This window comes from Pseudomonas sp. GW822-FHT07A10, from assembly GCF_058798795.1.
In genome coordinates this window covers 18,464-37,181 of sequence record NZ_JBXAKV010000005.1, presented here as the reverse complement: position 1 = coordinate 37,181, position 18,718 = coordinate 18,464, and the positions used below count along the sequence as shown (strand labels likewise).

Annotated in this window: 11 protein-coding genes; 10 read left to right on the top strand and 1 reads right to left on the bottom strand. The window is 62.3% G+C overall.

All coding sequences use genetic code 11. From position 1 onward, the window contains the following. Positions 1 to 17 precede the first annotated feature (17 nt). Positions 18 to 4,928, bottom strand: coding sequence for an NAD-glutamate dehydrogenase (locus AC1RL4_RS10430; RefSeq protein ID WP_019579295.1), 4,911 nt, complete (start codon positions 4,926 to 4,928; stop codon positions 18 to 20). 514 nt (positions 4,929 to 5,442) lie between these two features. On the opposite strand from AC1RL4_RS10430, the gene AC1RL4_RS10425 reads away from it, so the two are divergent. The 10 genes from AC1RL4_RS10425 to AC1RL4_RS10380 all read left to right on the top strand — a co-directional run bounded on the left by AC1RL4_RS10425 (position 5,443) and on the right by AC1RL4_RS10380 (position 18,622). Then, positions 5,443 to 5,796 carry a hypothetical protein gene (locus tag AC1RL4_RS10425; RefSeq protein WP_019579296.1) on the top strand — a complete coding sequence of 118 codons (354 nt, stop codon included), beginning with the start codon at positions 5,443 to 5,445 and terminating at the stop codon, positions 5,794 to 5,796. Positions 5,797 to 6,034: 238 nt separating this feature from the next. Beyond that, entirely contained in the window at positions 6,035 to 6,994 is a 960-nt protein-coding gene (locus AC1RL4_RS10420; RefSeq protein WP_007941298.1) for an AAA family ATPase, read from the top strand. A gap of 5 nt (positions 6,995 to 6,999) precedes the next feature. Next, positions 7,000 to 7,944 (top strand): DUF58 domain-containing protein, encoded by a 945-nt coding sequence (locus AC1RL4_RS10415; RefSeq protein ID WP_019650033.1) that lies wholly within the window; start codon positions 7,000 to 7,002, stop codon positions 7,942 to 7,944. Beyond that, complete coding sequence (locus AC1RL4_RS10410; protein ID WP_019579298.1) at positions 7,941 to 8,435, top strand: DUF4381 domain-containing protein; 495 nt, start codon at positions 7,941 to 7,943, stop codon at positions 8,433 to 8,435. The genes AC1RL4_RS10415 and AC1RL4_RS10410 overlap by 4 nt, the downstream gene beginning before the upstream one ends. Beyond that, positions 8,428 to 9,522 (top strand): vWA domain-containing protein, encoded by a 1,095-nt coding sequence (locus tag AC1RL4_RS10405; RefSeq protein WP_028940466.1) that lies wholly within the window; start codon positions 8,428 to 8,430, stop codon positions 9,520 to 9,522. The genes AC1RL4_RS10410 and AC1RL4_RS10405 overlap by 8 nt, the downstream gene beginning before the upstream one ends. Next, positions 9,519 to 11,255: a vWA domain-containing protein gene (locus AC1RL4_RS10400; RefSeq protein WP_019579300.1), complete on the top strand. Its 1,737-nt coding sequence runs from the start codon at positions 9,519 to 9,521 to the stop codon at positions 11,253 to 11,255. The genes AC1RL4_RS10405 and AC1RL4_RS10400 overlap by 4 nt, the downstream gene beginning before the upstream one ends. Beyond that, positions 11,252 to 12,892: a BatD family protein gene (locus tag AC1RL4_RS10395; protein WP_019579301.1), complete on the top strand. Its 1,641-nt coding sequence runs from the start codon at positions 11,252 to 11,254 to the stop codon at positions 12,890 to 12,892. The genes AC1RL4_RS10400 and AC1RL4_RS10395 overlap by 4 nt, the downstream gene beginning before the upstream one ends. Before the next feature lie 254 nt (positions 12,893 to 13,146). Further along, entirely contained in the window at positions 13,147 to 14,391 is a 1,245-nt protein-coding gene (locus AC1RL4_RS10390) for an exonuclease SbcCD subunit D C-terminal domain-containing protein (RefSeq protein WP_019579302.1), read from the top strand. Further along, positions 14,388 to 18,029: an AAA family ATPase gene (locus AC1RL4_RS10385; RefSeq protein ID WP_230172546.1), complete on the top strand. Its 3,642-nt coding sequence runs from the start codon at positions 14,388 to 14,390 to the stop codon at positions 18,027 to 18,029. The genes AC1RL4_RS10390 and AC1RL4_RS10385 overlap by 4 nt, the downstream gene beginning before the upstream one ends. After that, positions 18,026 to 18,622 carry a glutathione S-transferase gene (locus AC1RL4_RS10380; protein ID WP_204123759.1) on the top strand — a complete coding sequence of 199 codons (597 nt, stop codon included), beginning with the start codon at positions 18,026 to 18,028 and terminating at the stop codon, positions 18,620 to 18,622. Before AC1RL4_RS10385 ends, AC1RL4_RS10380 begins: the two co-directional genes overlap by 4 nt. The last annotated feature ends 96 nt before the right edge of the window (positions 18,623 to 18,718 follow it).

Below are 18,718 nucleotides of genomic sequence, written 5' to 3'. Positions count from 1 at the left end.
TTTCATTCAACGCTCAATCAGGCAGCCGGTTCCAGCTCGGCGCCCGCAGTACTAGTAGTTACAGCGGCAGGTATTACCGCTTGACCACTCAACGCCACATCCAGCAATTCACGGTTAGCCACCGCGTACATGGCGTAATCCGTGCCGCTGGCGGCACGGATTTCCACCAGCATCGCGCGCCAGCGTTCGATCATGCCTTCGTTCTGCTCCATCCACAGCTCCAGGCGTGTTTCCACGTCCTGGGTGCCGTCGCCCTGTTGCAGGACCGAGATGGTGATCGCACGTTGTTGCCAGTCGACGTCATCGCGGAACGCTTCACGGGCCAGGGCTTGCCAGTTGTTTTCAACCGGCAGGGCGCTGATCTGTTGCAGGTACCAGGTGATGTCCAGCGCACTGCCCACGGCGAAGTAGGCCTTGGCCACATCTGCTGGGTCCTGGCCGGTCACGTCGGAGGCTTCGATGATCGGTAGCAGGGTGTACAGGTGCGTGGTGCCAGCCACCATGCGTGCCAGCAACTCCGGCACACCGGCTTCGACGTACGCCTGATAGCGGGCCTGCCAGGTTTCGCGAATCTCGCCACTGAGCAGTTCGTCAAGCTTGAGGCCCAACTCCTTCAGGTGCGGACCGAAATGCGCGACGTCACGGGCGGCGTTCTGCTCGTTGCGGCGGGCACGCAGGAACCAGCGCGTAGCGCGACGGCCCAGACGCATCAGCTCGTCCATCAGCTCCAGTTGCACATCAGCGGAGACCAGGTAGTCCAGGGACTCGATCTGACGGAACCAGTGCGGGAGGTGGAAAATGTCACGCACGATCACATATGCACCGGCCACGTTCGCCGGGCTCATGCCGGTCGACTCTTTGAGCCGTTGAACGAAGGTGATGCCCATGTGGTTGACCAGATCGTTGGCGATCTGGGTGCTGACGATTTCGCGCTTCAGACGGTGACGGCGCATGGCGGCAGAGAACTTGCTGACCAGCGTCGGCGGGAAAGCGGTTTCCATGTCGCGGGTCAGGTAGTCGTCGTCCGGCACCAGGGAGCCCAGCAACTGCTCCTTGAGGTCGATCTTGCTGTAGGAGATCAGCACCGACAGCTCGGCACGGGTCAGGCCATGGCCTGCCGCGACGCGCTCGTTGATCGCGTCTTCCGACGGCAGGAACTCGATGGCGCGATCCAGCTTGCCACGGGCTTCCAGATCGTTCATCAGGCGCTTGTATTCAGCGATCCGTGGCAACGCGCGACGGGCCGCCAGCGACAGTGCCTGGGTCTGCTTGTAGTTGTTGCCCAACACCAGACCACCGACTTCGTCGGTCATGCTCGCCAGCAACTGGTTACGTTGCTTGTCGGTCATGTCGCCGGCCTGAACCACTTCGTTCAGCAGGATCTTGATGTTCACTTCGTGGTCGGAGCAGTCCACGCCACCGGCGTTGTCAATGAAGTCGGTGTTGGAACCGCCGCCATTGAGGCCGAACTCGACGCGACCCAGTTGGGTCATGCCCAGGTTACCGCCCTCGCCCACAACCTTGCAGCGCAGTTCGTTACCGTTCACGCGCAGTGCATCGTTGGCCTTGTCGCCGACATCGGCGTGGCTTTCGCTGCTGGCTTTGACGTACGTGCCGATACCGCCGTTCCACAACAGGTCCACCGGAGCCTTGAGCAAGGCATTGAGCAGTTCGGTCGGGGTCAGCTTGTCGGCCTGAATGTCGAAGCGCTCTTTCATCTGCTCGGAGATGGCAATGCTCTTCGCGCTACGGGAGAAGATACCGCCGCCTTCGGACATGATGCTGGTGTCGTAATCCGACCAGGCCGAACGCGGCAGGTCGAACAGGCGCTGACGCTCGGCGAAGCTGCTGGCAGGCTCCGGATTCGGGTCGATGAAGATGTGCAGGTGGTTGAACGCTGCAACCAGTTGCAGCTTGTCGGACATCAGCAAGCCGTTACCGAACACGTCACCGGCCATGTCGCCGACGCCCACCACGGTGATGCTGTCTTCCTGGACATTGATGCCGCGCTCGCGGAAGTGGCGTTGAACGCCGACCCACGCGCCCTTGGCGGTGATGCCCATTTTCTTGTGGTCGTAACCGGCGGAACCGCCAGATGCGAACGCGTCGCCGAGCCAGAAGCCGTAGTCGATGGCGATGCCGTTGGCGATGTCGGAGAAGGTCGCAGTGCCCTTGTCCGCCGCCACCACCAGGTACGGGTCATCGTCGTCATGACGCACGACGTTGGCCGGCGGTACCAGCGCACCGTCTTTCAGGTTGTCGGTGATGTCCAACAGGCCCGAAATGAAGATGCGGTAGCAGGCGATGCCCTCGGCCGCGATCTCGTCACGGCTGCCGCCCAGTGGCAGGCGACGCGGCAGGAAGCCGCCCTTCGCACCCACCGGCACGATGACCGAGTTCTTCACTTGCTGGGCTTTTACCAGGCCCAGGACTTCGGTGCGGAAGTCTTCTTCACGGTCGGACCAGCGCAGACCGCCGCGAGCCACGTTGCCGAAGCGCAGGTGCACGCCTTCGACGCGCGGCGAGTAAACGAAGATTTCGAACTTCGGAACCGGCTTCGGCAGTTCTGGAATCTGGTGCGGGTTGAACTTGAAGCTGAAGTAGGACTTGTTCTGACCGTGTGCATCGGTCTGGTAGAAGTTGGTCCGCAGAGTCGCTTTGATCAGGTCCAGGTAACGACGCAGGATGCGGTCTTCGTTGAGCACCTGAACGTCGTCCAGCGCACTCAGAATCGCGTGTTCCAGGCGTTGTTGCTTGTCTTCCAGGTCGTCACTGGCCAGCTTGCGCGCCAGGTAGAAACGGGTTTTGAACAACCGGGTCAACTCGCGAGCGATGTCGGTGTGGTTGTTCAGGGTGCTGGCGATGTAACCCAGGTCGAAGCCCAGACGGATCTGCTTCATGTAACGGGCATAGGCACGCAGCAGCGCCACGTCGCGCCATGGCAGGCCGGCGGTCAGTACCAGACGGTTGAAGGCATCGTTCTCGGCATCGCCACGCACGATGTGGACGAAAGCGTCCTGCAAGGTGTCGTTGAGTTGCTGGATGTCGAGTTCCAGGCCTTCGGCAGCCGTGAACGCGAAGTCGTGAATCCAGAACTCACGGCCGCTGTTGTGGCGCAGGCGATACGGGAATTCACCCAGTACGCGCAGGCCGAGGTTTTCCAGGATCGGCAGTACATCGGACAACGCCAGCGGCGTGTCGGCGTGATACAGCTTGCAGTGCAGCTCACGTTGGCCCGATACCTGACCCAGTGGCTGATAGAAGCTCATCACCAGCGGATTCTTTTCGCTCAGGCTCAGCAGGTGCTGCATGTCGACCACAGCCGAGTGGGCGGCGAAACGCTCGCGGTAACCGGCCGGGAAGCCTTTCGGGAAGTCGGCCAGCACGTTGGTGCCCTGGGCTTCGCCGAAGCTCTCGACCACCAGGCTGGCGTAGTCGTCCTGCCAGCTGCGGCAGGCCTGCACCACTTCTTTTTCCAGCAGAACCGGGTCGATGTCCAGACGGTTCTTCGGGTCGACCCGCAGAATCAGCTGCACACGGGCCAGCACGGATTCGGAGAAGAAGGTCCAGAACTCGCAGTCAGAGGCTTTCAGACGATCCATCAGCACTTGCTGGATCTTCTGGCGCACTTCGGTGGAGTAGATGTCACGCGGCACATAGGCCAGGCAGTAGCAGAAACGACCGTACGGATCTTTGCGCAGGAATACGCGGATCTTGTTGCGTTCCTGGATCTGCACGATCGACATCACGGTGGCGAACAACTCGTCCACCGGCGTCTGGAACAGGTCATCGCGAGGCAACACTTCAAGCACCTGGGCCAGTTCCTTGCCCAAGTGAGCCTTGGCCTGGAAGCCCGAACGCTGCTCGATGATCTCGACCTTGCGACGGATGTATGGAATGACCCGCACGCTTTCGCCATACACCGACGAGGTGTACAGGCCCATGAAGCGGCATTCCTTGATGACCTTGCCGTTGGCATCGATCTGGCGGATCGACACGTAGTCCGGGTAGGCCGGACGGTGCACACGGCTTGGGTGTGCCGCCTTGGCGAACGACAGCGGCGTCGGTTCACGCAGATAGTTGACGGCGTAGTCTTCGATGCGCAGGTCATCGACGGTCAGACCGGCGCGCAGCAGCTTGGTCAGGCCGAGGAACGAGCTCTGGTCATAGTCGATGTGGCCGCCGTTCTGATCCTCGCCCACCACGAACTCTTCGTAACCCAGGAAGGTGAAGTGGTTGCCCACCAGCCATTCCAGGAAGCTCTTGATTTCGGATTTTTCTTCGGCGTCGATGGCGAACTGGCTATTGTCGATGCCTTCGATCAGCTCCTGGACCTTGGCTTTCATCGGTTCGAAATCGGCGACCGCAACGCGGACTTCACCGAGAACCTGCTCCAGCTCTTTGGTCAGGACATTCAATTCGGCCGTGTTGGCGCAACGGTCGATTTCCAGGTACATCAGCGATTCTTGCAGAATGCCTTCACCCTGGGTGCCTTTCGGCAGGATTTCCAGTAGCTCACCCTTGCTGCCGCGACGCACGCTCAGCACAGTGGTTTGCAGGGTATGAATGCTGTAGCCGCGACGGTTCAGCTCGGTACGCACCGAATCCACCAGGAATGGCAGATCGTGGTGCAGCACTTCGACCGCGGTGTGGGTCGACTGCCAGCCGTGGCGTTCGTAATCGGGGTTGTAGACACGCACTTGCGATTGAGCGTGATCAAAGCGCTCAAGCAGGCGCCATGCAGAAAGGGTGCAACCGGCGAGATCGGACAACCGACGTTGGGTCAGCTCGTCGAGGGAAATGATGCCGAAAAATTGTTCGGCGAACAGCGCCACTTGTGGCAGTGCCTGTTCACTGATGTGCTGCGCCAGTGCCGCTTGCAGTTGGTGCTGGAAGTCGGCTTTGCTGGCTGCGGTGAAGAACGCCATCTGTGGTACTCCGCTTGGGCTTGTTATTGATGGAAGCGTCGCGTGCAAACCCCTTTCGGGGTATTCCGTCACCCTGTTCCTGATTCTCGGGCAGAGGAAACAGGACGACAGTTGGGTGAAGCTGGACGAGACACTCAGGTCACATTCACCTTCCATTGAATGGGCATCTGCAAAAACGACTGTCGGGGCTACCATTGAGCCATCGACAATGCCTTTACGGGTGCTCATCCGTTGCGCAGCTTAACCAGTGCGGCAAGGGCCGTGCTTGCAGCGCTGCGACATATTCGGTCATCGGCACGTAACTCGTGGCATGCGCCTCGAACAACACTAGCAGCCGTGCAGAAAAATGGGCGTTTTATGCCCGGATTTACGGCACCTTCGTACCAGAAATGACTCGAGATGCATCGGATGTTCACGACACATCCTCTGACACTCAGCCAAGCAGAAATTCCCGAGGGCTGGCAGAATTGCCGTTTGTTGTGTTCACAACGCTCGCCGAGCCAGGATTTTTCCCATGCAAATGACAACCGACCTCTTGATCGTCAACCCGTGCGACGACGAAGAAGACAATCTGGCCATGCTCTGTTGCACCAGCGCCGAGGGCGAAATGTTCCTGATGAGCCGCTTCCCGGACGAGGACGAGCTGGAGATCATCTTCCACGACAAGCCTTCGGCCCTGGATGGCGTGAAAGTCACCCTCAGCCCTGACCGTCTGCTGATCGAAATCGCCGCCGTGGACGCCGATGCGCTGGGTGGCAATGATTCGCTGGAAATCCTGCACAGTACCGATGCCAGCGATCTGGCCGAGGTGGAAGAGACGCTGCAGAACATTCTCGAGGGGATTGGTACTTACATCAGCGAAATCTGATGGTGGCTGAATGGGCGCCCTCGCGGGCAAGTCGGATCGCCGCACCGCTCGCTCCTACCGGTTTTGAGGTGATCGTTCCCACGCTCTGCATTCCCACGCAGAGCGTGGGAACGAGCGTTAATCCGCACATTTCTACAAAATGCCGTTAGTCGGCGCCCCCCGCGATGGATTAAAGTAACGCCCCCAGCCCTGGCGTTATTCGAACGTCTTCGGTCACCCTTTCCAGGAACAGTCATCGATGGAACATCGTGAAGCGCTGCTCGCGCTGCGAACCTTTCTTTCAACGCAGATTCTCGGCCAGGAAAAACTCATTGAGCGCTTGCTCATCGCCTTGCTCGCCGACGGTCACATGCTGGTCGAGGGCGCCCCGGGGCTGGCCAAGACCAAGGCCATCAAAGAACTCGCCGAAGGCATCGAAGCACAGTTCCATCGCATCCAGTTCACCCCCGACCTGCTGCCGGCCGACATCACCGGCACGGAAATCTATCGCCCGGAAACCGGCAGCTTCGTGTTCCAGCAAGGCCCGATCTTCCATAACCTGGTGCTGGCGGACGAAATCAACCGTGCCCCGGCCAAGGTCCAGTCGGCCCTGCTCGAAGCCATGGGCGAACGCCAGGTCAGCGTCGGGCGCAGCACCTACGAGCTGTCGCCGCTGTTTCTGGTCATGGCCACGCAAAACCCCATCGAGCAGGAAGGCACCTACCCGTTGCCCGAAGCCCAGCTCGACCGGTTCCTGATGCACGTGAAAATCGGCTTCCCCGACGCCACCGTCGAACGTCGGATTCTGCAACAGGCCCGTGGCGAAGCACTGCACGGCGAAACCAAACCTGAACGCCGGGTCAGCCAGCAGGCGATCTTCGCCGCGCGCAAGGAAATCCTCGGGTTGTACATGGCCGACGCCGTGGAGGAATACCTGGTGCAACTGGTCATGGCCACGCGGATCCCGGCCAAGTTCGACCCGGAAATGGCCGAATGGATCGCCTACGGCGCCAGTCCACGCGGTTCCATCGCCCTCGACCGTTGCGCCCGGGCCCACGCCTGGCTGGCCGGTCGCGACTTCGTCAGCCCGGAAGACATTCAAGCGGTGCTGTTCGATGTGTTGCGTCACCGCATCATTCTTTCCTTTGAAGCCGAAGCCGCTGGCATCGACCAGGACCGGGTGGTCCAGCGGATTCTCGACGTCGTAGCCGTCGCTTGACCCCGATGAACACCCTTCTGCCGCCCGAGCCGGGCATCCGCATCAGCCTCGCCGAGCTGATCGAGATGCGCCATCGCGTGCGCGAAGTGCAGCTGTTTTCCACGCCGAGCCAGCGCAGCCCGCTGATCGGCCTGCACCACTCCAAACTGCGCGGGCGCGGGGTGGACTTCGATCAGGTGCGGGTCTATCAGGCCGGCGATGATGTGCGCAGCATCGACTGGCGCGTCACCGCCCGGACCCAGGAACCGCACACCAAGCTGTTCCATGAGGAGCGCGAACGACCGATTTTCATCATGGTTGAACAGAGCCGTCGGCTGTTTTTCGGCTCCGGGTTGATGTTCAAGTCGGTGCTGGCCGCCCAGGCCGCGAGCCTGATTGGCTGGGCCGCGCTGGGGCATAACGACCGGGTCGGCGGGCTGGTGTTCGGCGACAACGAGCATTACGAAATCAAGCCGCGACGCAGTAAGCAGAGCCTGCTGCAACTGCTCAACCGGCTGGTGCGGGTCAATCAATCGCTGCACGCCGAGCGCGAACCTGACCGCGACGCCTTCGGCATAGCCCTGCGCCGCGCCCGGGAAGTGCTGCGCCCCGGCAGCCTGGTGATTGTGATCTGCGACGAACGCGCCTTGTCCGACAGTGCCGAGCAGCAACTGAGCCTGTTGTCGCGCCATTGCGACCTGTTGCTGCTGCCGGTGTCCGACCCGCTGGATCACGCCCTGCCCGCCGCCGGCCTGCTTCGTTTTGCCGAACACGGCGCGCAACTGGAACTCGACACCTTGAATTTCGACCTGCGCCAGGCCTATCGCGCCCAAGCGGAAGCACGCATCGCCCGCTGGGAACTGCTGGCGCAGAAGCTGCGGGTGTTGCTGATGCCGTTGAGCACCCAAAGCGAAATGGTCGAGCAATTGCGTGAATACCTGAACCCACAACGTCCGGGGAAAGGTCGATGAGCAGCCTCGATCAACTGCAACCGCTGATTTCCCCGCCACCGATCGGCTTCTGGCCGCCGGCACCGGGCTGGTGGCTGCTGCTGTTGTTGCTGCCGCTGATCGGTTTCGGCGTATGGCAGTTGCGACGCTTCATTCCGGACAAGCGCCCTGTCGTGCGCGCTGAACAACCGCTGGACCCGGTGCGCCTCGCCGCCCTGGCCGAACTCGCACTGATGCCCAAACCCTACGACGGCGCCCCGGCCGGTGCGTGGCTGCAGCAACTCAACGGCTTGCTCAAACGCCTGTGCCGCAACCATTACCCCTACAGCCAGAGCCACACCCTCAACGGGCGCCAATGGCTGGCATTCCTTGATAACCGCTGCCCGGCTGCCGGCCTCACGCGCTGGATGGTGCTGGTGGAAGGTGCCTACAAGCCCGAATGCAAACTTGACGACAAAGCCATCGCCGGCCTGACTCAAGCCGTCGACACCTGGATTCGCAAACATGTTTGAGTTCGCCTGGCCGTGGATTTTCGCCCTGCTGCCGCTACCGTGGCTGATGCGGGTGCTGTTACCGGTGGCCGACAGTGGCGAACCGGCGCTCAAGGTCAGCTTCCTCAGCGACCTCGAAGGCCTCGCTCGCCGCCGCGCCCGGGCCAACCTGCCGACCTGGCGCCAGCAAGCCCCGTTCATTCTGATGTGGCTGTTGCTGCTGATCGCCGCAGCGCGCCCGCAATGGCTCGGCGAACCGCTACCGATTGCCGCCAGTGGCCGCGATTTGCTGGTGGCGGTGGACGTCTCCGGCTCAATGGACTTCCCCGACATGCAGTGGCAGGACGAAGACGTCAGCCGACTGTCACTGGTGCAGCATTTGCTCGGTGATTTTCTCGAAAGTCGCGATGGCGACCGGGTCGGGTTGATCCTGTTCGGCAGCCAGGCCTATCTGCAAGCGCCGCTGACCTTCGACCGCCACACCGTGCGGGTGTGGCTCGACGAAGCGCGAATCGGTATTGCCGGCAAGAACACCGCCATCGGCGACGCCATCGGCCTGGCCCTCAAACGCCTGCGCCAACGCCCGGCACAAAGCCGCGTGCTGATTCTGGTCACCGACGGTGCCAACAATGGCGGCGAAATCGATCCGCTGACCGCCGCACGCCTGGCGGCGAATGAAGGCGTAAAAATCTACCCGATCGGCATTGGCGCCGACCCGGAACAAAGCGGCACCCTGGGCTTCCTGGGCATCAACCCGAGCCTGGACCTCGACGAGCCGGCCTTGAAAGCCATTGCCCAAGCCACCGGAGGCCAGTATTTCCGCGCCCGCGACGGCCAGGAATTGCAGGCGATCAAGACCACCCTCGACAAACTGGAACCGGTAGCCCAGCAACCTACGCAGGCCCGTCCGGCCCAGGCGTTGTATCACTGGCCTCTGGCGATGGCGCTACTGTTGAGCATGCTGCTGGTGATCCGTGAGCGCTGGCCGGATAACCCGTTGCAACGGCTGTTAACCAAGCAGCTGTTTACCAAAGAGCGGTTTCTGCATACGCAACTGCCAGACTGGCGTCAGCGGCTCAAACGCCTGCGTCTGCGGAGGCGCCGATGATTGCTCTCTGGCCGTACTGGTTCCGCCCCTGGTGGTTGTTATTGCTGCCGTTGCTGGGCTGGTTGCTCTGGCAACTCTGGCACCGACAGAAGCGCGCGGGTCGCTGGCAAATGATTCTGCCACCGGCCTTCCATGCCGCCTTGCTCAGCGGTGGCAGCGGTCGCGAGAGCAAACTGCCGTGGGTCGCCCTGGGCCTGGCCTGGGTGCTGACCGTGCTGGCCCTGCTGGGGCCGAGCTGGCAACGCGTCGAACAAACCGGCCAGAAACCCGCTGATCCACTGGTGGTGTTGCTTGAGTTGACCCCGGAAATGCTCGCCACCGACGTTGCGCCAAACCGGCTGGAACAGGCCCGGCGCAAACTGCTGGATCTGCTGCAAAACCGCAGCGACGCGCAGACCGCCATCGTCGTCTACGCCGGCAGCGCCCACACGCTGGTGCCACTGTCGGACGACCTTTCGACCAGCCGCAATCTTTTGGATGCACTCAAGCCGTCGCTGATGCCCCAGGCCGGTCATCGCGCCGACCTGGCGGTGGCCAAGGCCCTGACGCTGTTGGATCGGGGTGCCCTCGGCCAGGGGCGGATCCTGCTGATCGGTTCGTCGCTGACGGAACACGAACGCCAAGGGATTCGTCAGGCGCTGGACGCCAAGTCCACACAATTTCTGATGCTCGGCATCGGTACCGCCGAAGGTGCGCCGGTCGCGCAGGACGACGGCAGTTTCCTCAAGGACGATCAGGGCGCGATTCTGGTGCCGCATCTGGACGGCCCCAGCCTGAAAGCCTTTGCCAATGGCCTGGGTGGAGGTTACGCCCAGGCACGCCTGGACGATGCCGACCTGCGCGACCTCGGCCTGCTCGACGGCCCACGGGACCTGCGCAACGACGGCCAAACGTTGCGCCTCGACACCTGGGCTGATCAGGGTTACTGGCTGCTGCTGCCATTGTTGCTGCTGGCCGCCTGTGCCGGGCGTCGCGGCTGGCTGTTCTGCTTGCCGCTGCTGTTCCTGCTGCCGCAACCGAGTTACGCCTTCGATTTCGAAGACCTGTGGCTGCGGCCTGATCAGCAGGGTTTGCACTTGCTCAAACAAAAGCGCCCTGCCGAAGCCGCGCAGCATTTCGAAGACCCGCAATGGCAAGGTGTGGCGCTCTATGAAGCCGGCGACTACAGTGGCGCCGCCCAGCGGTTTGCCCAAGGCAACGACGCCCACGCCCACTACAATCGGGGTAACGCGCTGGCCAAAAGCGGCGAATTGGAAGCGGCGCTGGACGCTTATGAGCAAGCGCTGGAACTTCAGCCAGACCTGCGCCCGGCGCTGACCAACAAGGCTCTGGTGGAAACGCTGCTCAAGCAGAAAACCGCTACACCACCCGTCGAGCCGGACAAAACCGCCGAGGGCGAAACCGAAACCATGCCTCAGGAACCGCCACCGGGCAGCGCCACCCAGCCGAGCGATGGCGAGCCGAAAACCGATGCCCAACAGGCCACGCCGGACGCCGAGCAGCCGCCCGCGGCACCACCGCAACCGGGCGCCAATGAAGTTCCGGGCAGCGAATTGGGGGATGAACAAAGCACCACGCCACCACGGCGCCCCGCCAGCGACATGCTCGAAGGCGAACAGCAACAGGCGCTGGAGCAATGGTTGCGCAAGATCCCGGATGACCCCGGCGAACTGCTCAGGCGCAAATTCTGGTACGAACAGCAACAACATCAGGATCAGGGAAAAACTCGATGACCCGCTTCACCGCCTTCTTGCTTGCACTGCTTTTCTGGACCGCTCAGGCCCAGGCTGCGGGGCTGGTCGCCAGTGTCGATCGCAGTCGCCTGAATTCCGGGGAGACGGTCGAACTGACTCTGGAATCCAGCGACGTGACCCAGTTCGGCAAACCCGACCTGACTCCGCTGGAGCCGCAGTTCGAGGTGCGCGGCACCCGTCAGGTCAACCAACTGAACACCCTCAACGGCAACACTCAAGCGACTACCCGCTGGATCATCACCCTGCTGCCCCGGCAGAACGGTAGCGTGGTGATTCCGTCGCTGCAATTGGGCGAGGCGCAGAGCCAACCGATAACCGTGCAGGTGATCAAGAGCGAAACCCAGGACAGCAGCAATACGCTGGCACCGGTGTTCATCGAAGCCAGCCTCGACCAGAACAGCGTCTATGTACAGGCTCAGGCGGTCCTGACCTTGCGCATTTACCATTCCGTGTCGCTGTTCGACGACAGCAGCCTGACCCCGCTGCAGATTACCGATGCACGCATCGAACAACTGGGCGAGTCACGCACCTACGAAAAAGCCATCAACGGCCTGCGCCATGGCGTGATCGAGATGCGCTACGCGATCTACCCGCAGCACAGCGGCGTATTGACCATTCCGGCGCAGGTGTTCAGTGCCACGCTGGTCGATACCCAGCCGTCCCCGGACGCAACATCCCAAGGGCCCAAAGCGGGCAAGTTGATACGCGTCACTTCCACCGAGATCCCGTTAACCGTCAAGGCTAAACCCGATTCTTACCCCGCCGATGCGCCCTGGCTACCGGCCCGCAGCCTGAGCCTAAGCGAGAGCTGGAGCCCGGAACCGGATCATGCGCAGGTCGGCGACTCGCTGACCCGCAGCCTGACCTTGAGTGCCGAAGGCCTCGCCAGTTCTCAACTGCCACCACTGCCCGCCACCGAGATCAACGGCCTGCGGCGCTACCCGGATCAACCGGTGCTGAGCAACCAGAGCGGGGAGCGTGGCTTGGTCGGCAGTCGCGAGGACCGTGAAGCCCTGGTTCCGATCCGCACCGGCGACATCGACTTGCCGAGCGTTGAAGTAGTCTGGTGGAACACCTTCGAGGATCACCTGGAACACACCAGCCTGCCGGCCCGCACGCTGCAAGTGGCGAGCAATCCGAGCCTGATCGTCGACACCCCGGCGAGCAGCCCGCTGGTGATGTCCGGCGCCAGCAACGAAGCCCTTTGGTGGTGGAAACTCAGCACGGCAATTCTGGCCTGCACCACCCTGCTGGGCTTCGGCCTCTGGTGGCGCGCCCGCTCGCAACCGGCAGTCCTGCGGGCAGCGCAGACCGGCCCGAGCCCACGCACGCTGCTCGACGACCTCAAACGCGCCTGCCAGGCCAACGACACCCACGCCACCCGCCAGGCCCTCGACGCCTGGGCCCGGCAACAACCGGAAACCCTGGCCGACATGGCTGCCCGTTTCGTGCCGCTGTCCGATGCCCTCGACGGCCTGAACGGCGCGCTCTACAGCGAGACCGGGCAGTATTGGCAAGGTGAAGAACTCTGGCGCGCCATCCGGGCGATCCCGACGGCCGAAGGGGTTCAAGGCGTGGTCGGCGATAGCGGGTTGCCGCCGCTTTACCCTAAATAATCCCGACCAATGGGATGAAGGGGCTGTTGTGGCGAGGGGGCTTGCCCCCGTTGGGGTGCGAAGCGCCCCTTACAATTCTTCAGTGCCACCGAGTCGCCTGGATTCACGACTGCTTCGCAGCCGAACGGGGGCAAGCCCCCTCGCCACAAAATCAGTGCCTGACCACATCCCATGTGTTTGCCAGTAAACTCTCCCCTCTTTAGCCGCCATCATTTCCCCCGCGGCCATCACCTTATTTTGTTGCGGAGTACGCCTTGCGTCTGTTCCACACCTCCGACTGGCACCTTGGGCAGAACCTGCACGGCCAGGAACGCGATTTCGAGCACGCCTGTTTTCTCGACTGGCTGCTGCGTCAGCTGAAGCTGGAGCAGCCCGATGTGCTGCTGATTGCCGGCGATATCTTCGACACGGTCAACCCGCCGGTCAAAGCCCAGGAACGCCTCTACGATTTCATCGTCAGCGCCCACGAACAGCAGCCCTTGCTGACCATCGTGATGATCGCCGGCAACCACGACTCCGGCTCGCGCATCGAACTGCCCGCGCCGTTGATGCGGCGCTTGCGCACTCACGCTCTCGGGCGCGTGCTGTGGCTGGATGACGGCCAACTGGATGCCGAACGCCTGTTGCTGCCGTTGCCGGATGCCAGCGGCGCAATCGCTGCCTGGTGCCTGGCGCTGCCGTTCCTGCGCCCCGCCGAAGTGACCGGCGCGCACCTGGGTGACAACTATTTGCGCGGCATCAGCCAGGTTCACGAATGGCTGATTGAAGCGGCGAACGCCAAGCGCAAACCGGGTCAGGCGCTGATCGCTATCAGCCATGCGCACATGGCCGGCGGTTCGGTGTCCGAGGACTCCGAGCGCAGCCTGATCATCGGCAACGCCGAAGCCCTGCCTGCCAGCCTGTTCGGGCCGAGCATCAGCTATGTCGCCCTCGGGCATTTGCACAAGCCGCAGAAGGTCAACGGCGAAGAACGCATCCGCTACAGCGGCTCGCCGATTCCGTTGTCGTTCTCCGAGATCGGTTATCAACATCAGATTCTCGACATCAAACTCGATGGCGAAACCCTGCTCAGCGTCGAACCGAAGCTCATTCCCCGACCAGTGAACCTGCAACGCCTCGGCCCCGCGCCGCTGGCGGAAATCCTGCTGCAACTGGCCGACCTGCCCAACATCGACCTGCTCGCCGACATCCAGCGCCAGCCGTGGCTGGAAGTGCGGGTGCGCCTCGATGAACCGCAACCGGACCTGCGCCATCAAGTGGAAACAGCCCTGCAAGGCAAAGCTGTACGGCTGGTGCGGATTGCCGCCGAATACGCCGGCAACGGCAGCCGCGACGGCGTCGAGGACGGCGCCACCTTGATCGAACTGGACCAACTGACGCCGCAGGAACTGTTCAGCCGCGCCTGGCAGGACAACTACGGCAGCGAGGTCGACGAGCAAACGCTCAGGGACTTCGCCGAGCTGCTGCAAGATGTGCAGATGGAGAGCGAACAGCCATGAAAATCCTCGCGATCCGCCTGAAAAACCTCGCCTCCCTGGCCGGGCCATTTGAAATCGACTTCACCGCCGACCCCTTGGCCAGTGCCGGCCTGTTTGCGATTACCGGGCCGACCGGCGCCGGCAAAAGCACCCTGCTCGATGCGCTGTGCCTGGCGCTGTTTGGCGCCGTGCCGCGGCTGAACAACGCTCAAGCTTCCGCCAAAACCCCGGACGCCGATGGTGAAATCAGCACTGGCGATCCGCGTACGCTGTTGCGTCGCGGCACCGGTGAAGGCTTTGCCGAAGTGGATTTTGTTGGCATCGATGGCCGCCGTTATCGCGCGCGCTGGGAAGCCAATCGCGCCAGGGAAAAGGCCGCTGGCAAGCTGCAAGCCAGTCGCCAGAGCCTGCGCGACATCGATCAGGATCAACTGCTCGCCAGCCAGAAACTTGAATTCAAGAGTCAGATCGAGTCCGTACTGGGCCTGAACTTCGAACAGTTCACCCGCGCCGTGTTGTTGGCGCAGAGCGAGTTCAGTGCGTTCCTCAAGGCGGACGACAACGACCGCAGCGAACTGCTGGAAAAGCTCACCGACACCGCGCTCTACACCCGCCTCGGTCGCCGCGCCTTCGACAAGACCAAAGAAGCGCGCGAAGCCCACAAGCTGTTGCAGGACCAGGCCACCGGGGTCACGCCACTGTCGCCTGAAGCCCGGGCCGAGCTCGATGAGCGCTTCAATGACGCGCAGCAGCAACTCAAGACCCAGCAGGCGCAGCTCAAGCAATTGGAGCTGCAACACACCTGGCTCAAGGATTTGCGTCAGTTGCAGGACGCGCAACAGAGCGCCTCCGAGCAACTGCAGTCCGCTCAACAACACTGGGACAGCCTGGCCGGCGAGCGCTTGAAGCTGACCCGTCTGGAGCAATTGGCCCCGCAACGGCACCAGTTCGCGCGCAAGACCGAATTGACCACCCAGCTCACACCGCTGGCGGCGCAGATTCAGCAGCATATTCAACAGCAGACTGAACTGAACGCGCGTCAGGCTCAGCTCGAACACAGCCTGAGTGCGGCGCAAACGGCACTGACCGCGGCGCAAAGCCAACACAGCCACAGCGCACCACTGCTGCGTCAGGCCTTCGAAGAGCAAAGCACCCTCGCCCGCCTGGTCAAGGACGCCAAACTCAGTGCCGACCTCAAGCAGCAGACGGAACTGGCCTGCACGCAGGGCCAAACCACGATTCAGGGCTTGCTTGACCAGCAGAAACAAGTCGCAGAACGGTTGCAGCAAATTGCCGGTGAGCTTGAGAAAAGCACTCATCTGACGCCGCTGAGCGATGCCTGGAACGCCTACCGCGATCGTCTGCAACAACTGATGCTGATCGGCAACCGCCTGAACAAGGGCCAGTCCGAACTGGCGGCCCTGGAGCAAAGCGCCACCCGCGCCGCCGAAGATCTGGCCGCTCAACGCCAGAGCCTGGAGCTGCTGTACAAAGAGGCTGGCGCCGAACCCGAAGCCGTGGCCGAGCAGATTCAGATCCTCGGCAGCCTGCTACAGGACAACCGCAAGCAACTGCGGGCCGTTGAAGAACTGACGCGGCTGTGGGCCAGCCAACAGGAACTGGACAAGCGCGGCACCGAACTTCAGCAGCGCCAAGTCGCCGCTCAGCAAGAGCGTGATCGTCTGACCCAGGACGGGGTGAAGACCAAGACCGAATTGACGGTCGCCGAACAGACCCTGACCGTCACCCGCGAACTGCTGGAACGTCAGCGCCTGGCACGCAGTGCCAGCGTCGAAGAGCTGCGTGCACAACTGCTGGACGATCAGCCGTGCCCGGTTTGCGGCAGCCCGGACCATCCTTATCATCAGCCCGAAGCCTTGTTGCAAAGCCTCGGCCGCCACGATGAAAGCGAACAGGCCAACGCCCAGAAAGCCGTCGACCTGCTCAAGGAAAAACTCACCGAGCTGCGCGCCGAAGTCGGTGGCCTGATTGCTCAGCAAAAGGAACTGCTGCAGCAGCAAGAACAACTCGCCACTCAACAACAGAGCCTGGCGCCGAGCCTGGAAGCGCACCCGTTGTCCGCCCAACTGTTGGCCCAGGACGCGAACAAACGCGATGCCTGGCTGATCCAACAAAGCAACCAGTTGAACCAGAGCATCACCCAGGACGAACAGCGGCAAACCGCCCTGCTCACCCTGCAACAGGATGCCGCGCGACTGGCGCAACAACTGCGCAGCGCCGAAGCGGCGAACCAACAGGCGACACAACACCTGCTCAACCAGCAACGGGAGTTGAGCAGCGATCGCCAACGCCTGGACGAAGAACTGAGCGCGTTCAGCAGCCTGCTGCCAGCCGAGACGCTGGAAGCGCTGCGCAATGAACCCGCCGCGACTTTCATGCAGCTCGACCAGCAGATCGCCCAGCGCCTGCAACAACTCGAACAGCAGCGCGATGAACTCGCTGAACAGCAACAACGCCAGCAGACGCTGGACAAAGAACAGGACCGCCAGCAGACCCGCACCCAGCAACTGGACGCCGCGCAGCAGCAGTTCAGCGCGCTGGCCGGGCAACAACAGGCTTGCCAGGAAAAACTGACGCAACTGCTGGGCGAACACGCCAGCGCCGAACAATGGCAGCAGCAACTGGATCAGGCCGTCGAGCAGGCACGCAATGCCGAAGCGACGGCCAATCAGGAACTGCAAAGCGTGCGCACGGGGCTGGTGCAACTGGCCGCCGAACTCAAGGCGCAACAGGAACGTGCGCAAGCCCTGGAAAGCGAAGACCGCGAGCTGAGCAGCAAGATCGCTGACTGGCGCGCGCAGCATCCAGAACTGGACGACGGTGGGCTGGAAGCGCTGCTCGGCGTCAACGACCAACAGCTCAGCGAGCTGCGTCAACGATTGCAGCAAAGCGAACAAGACATCGCGCAAGCCAAGGTGCTGTTGCAGGAGCGCGATCAGCGCTTGCGCGATCATCAGGCGCAGCACAACGGCAACCTGGACGCCGAACAACTGGCCACGGCACTGACCGAGCTGCAAAACCTGTTCGCCGCCAGCGAGCATCGCTGCGCCGAATTGCGTGCCGAACAAACCGAAGATCAGCGTCGACAAAACGCCAATCAGGCGCTGGCGCAGCAGATCGCCGACGCCTACGCCGAGTACCAGCGCTGGGCGCGCTTGAGTGCGCTGATCGGTTCGGCCACCGGCGACACCTTCCGCAAAATCGCCCAGGCCTACAACCTCGACCTGCTGGTGCATCACGCCAACGTCCAATTGCGGCAACTGGTGCGGCGCTATCGCCTGAAACGGGGCGGCAGCATGCTCGGGTTATTGGTGATGGACACCGAGATGGGCGATGAACTGCGCTCGGTGCATTCGCTGTCCGGCGGCGAGACGTTCCTGGTGTCGCTGGCGCTGGCGCTCGGTTTGGCATCGATGGCATCGAGCACGCTGAAAATCGAATCGCTGTTCATCGACGAAGGCTTCGGCAGCCTCGACCCCGAATCCCTGCAACTGGCCATGGACGCCCTCGACGGCCTGCAGGCGCAGGGACGCAAGGTCGCGGTGATTTCCCACGTACAGGAAATGCATGAACGGATTCCGGTGCAGATCCGGGTCCACCGTCAGGGCAACGGCCTGAGTACCCTGGAGGTGAAATGATCACGCTGTATTCGTTCCGCCGCTGCCCCTACGCCATGCGCGCTCGCATGGCCCTGCGTTATTCGGGGGTTGCGGTGAATATCGTCGAGGTCAGCCTCAAGGCCAAACCGGCCGAAATGCTCGCGCTGTCGAGCAAAGGCACAGTGCCGGTGCTGAGCGTGGACGGCCGGGTGATCGATGAAAGCCTGGAAATCATGCGCTGGGCGCTGGCGCAGAACGATCCGCAGGACTGGCTGCTCAAGGATGACCCTGTCGGGCAGCAATACATCGCCAGGCTGATCGAAGAAAACGATCAGGTGTTCAAGGTGCACCTCAATCGCTACAAATACGCCGAGCGTTATCCCGAGCAGCCAATGACGTTTTATCGCGCCGAGGGCGAGGTGTTCTTGCGCAAGCTGGATCAGTTGCTGGAGGGGCGCGCCTACTTGCTGGCCGCGCACCCGAGCCTGGCGGATGTCGCCTTGATGCCGTTCGTGCGGCAATTCGCCCATGTGGATCGCGAGTGGTTCGGGCAGACGCCTTATGTGCGATTGCAGGGCTGGTTGCAGCGCTTCATCGAGTCAGAATTGTTCACGGGTGTGATGCAGAAGTAGCCTTTGTAGCAGCTGCCGAGCGTGCGAGGCTGCGTTCGGCTGCGTAGCAGTCGTAAACTCGGCTGATGCGGTCTGACTGATGCACCGCAAGCTCTG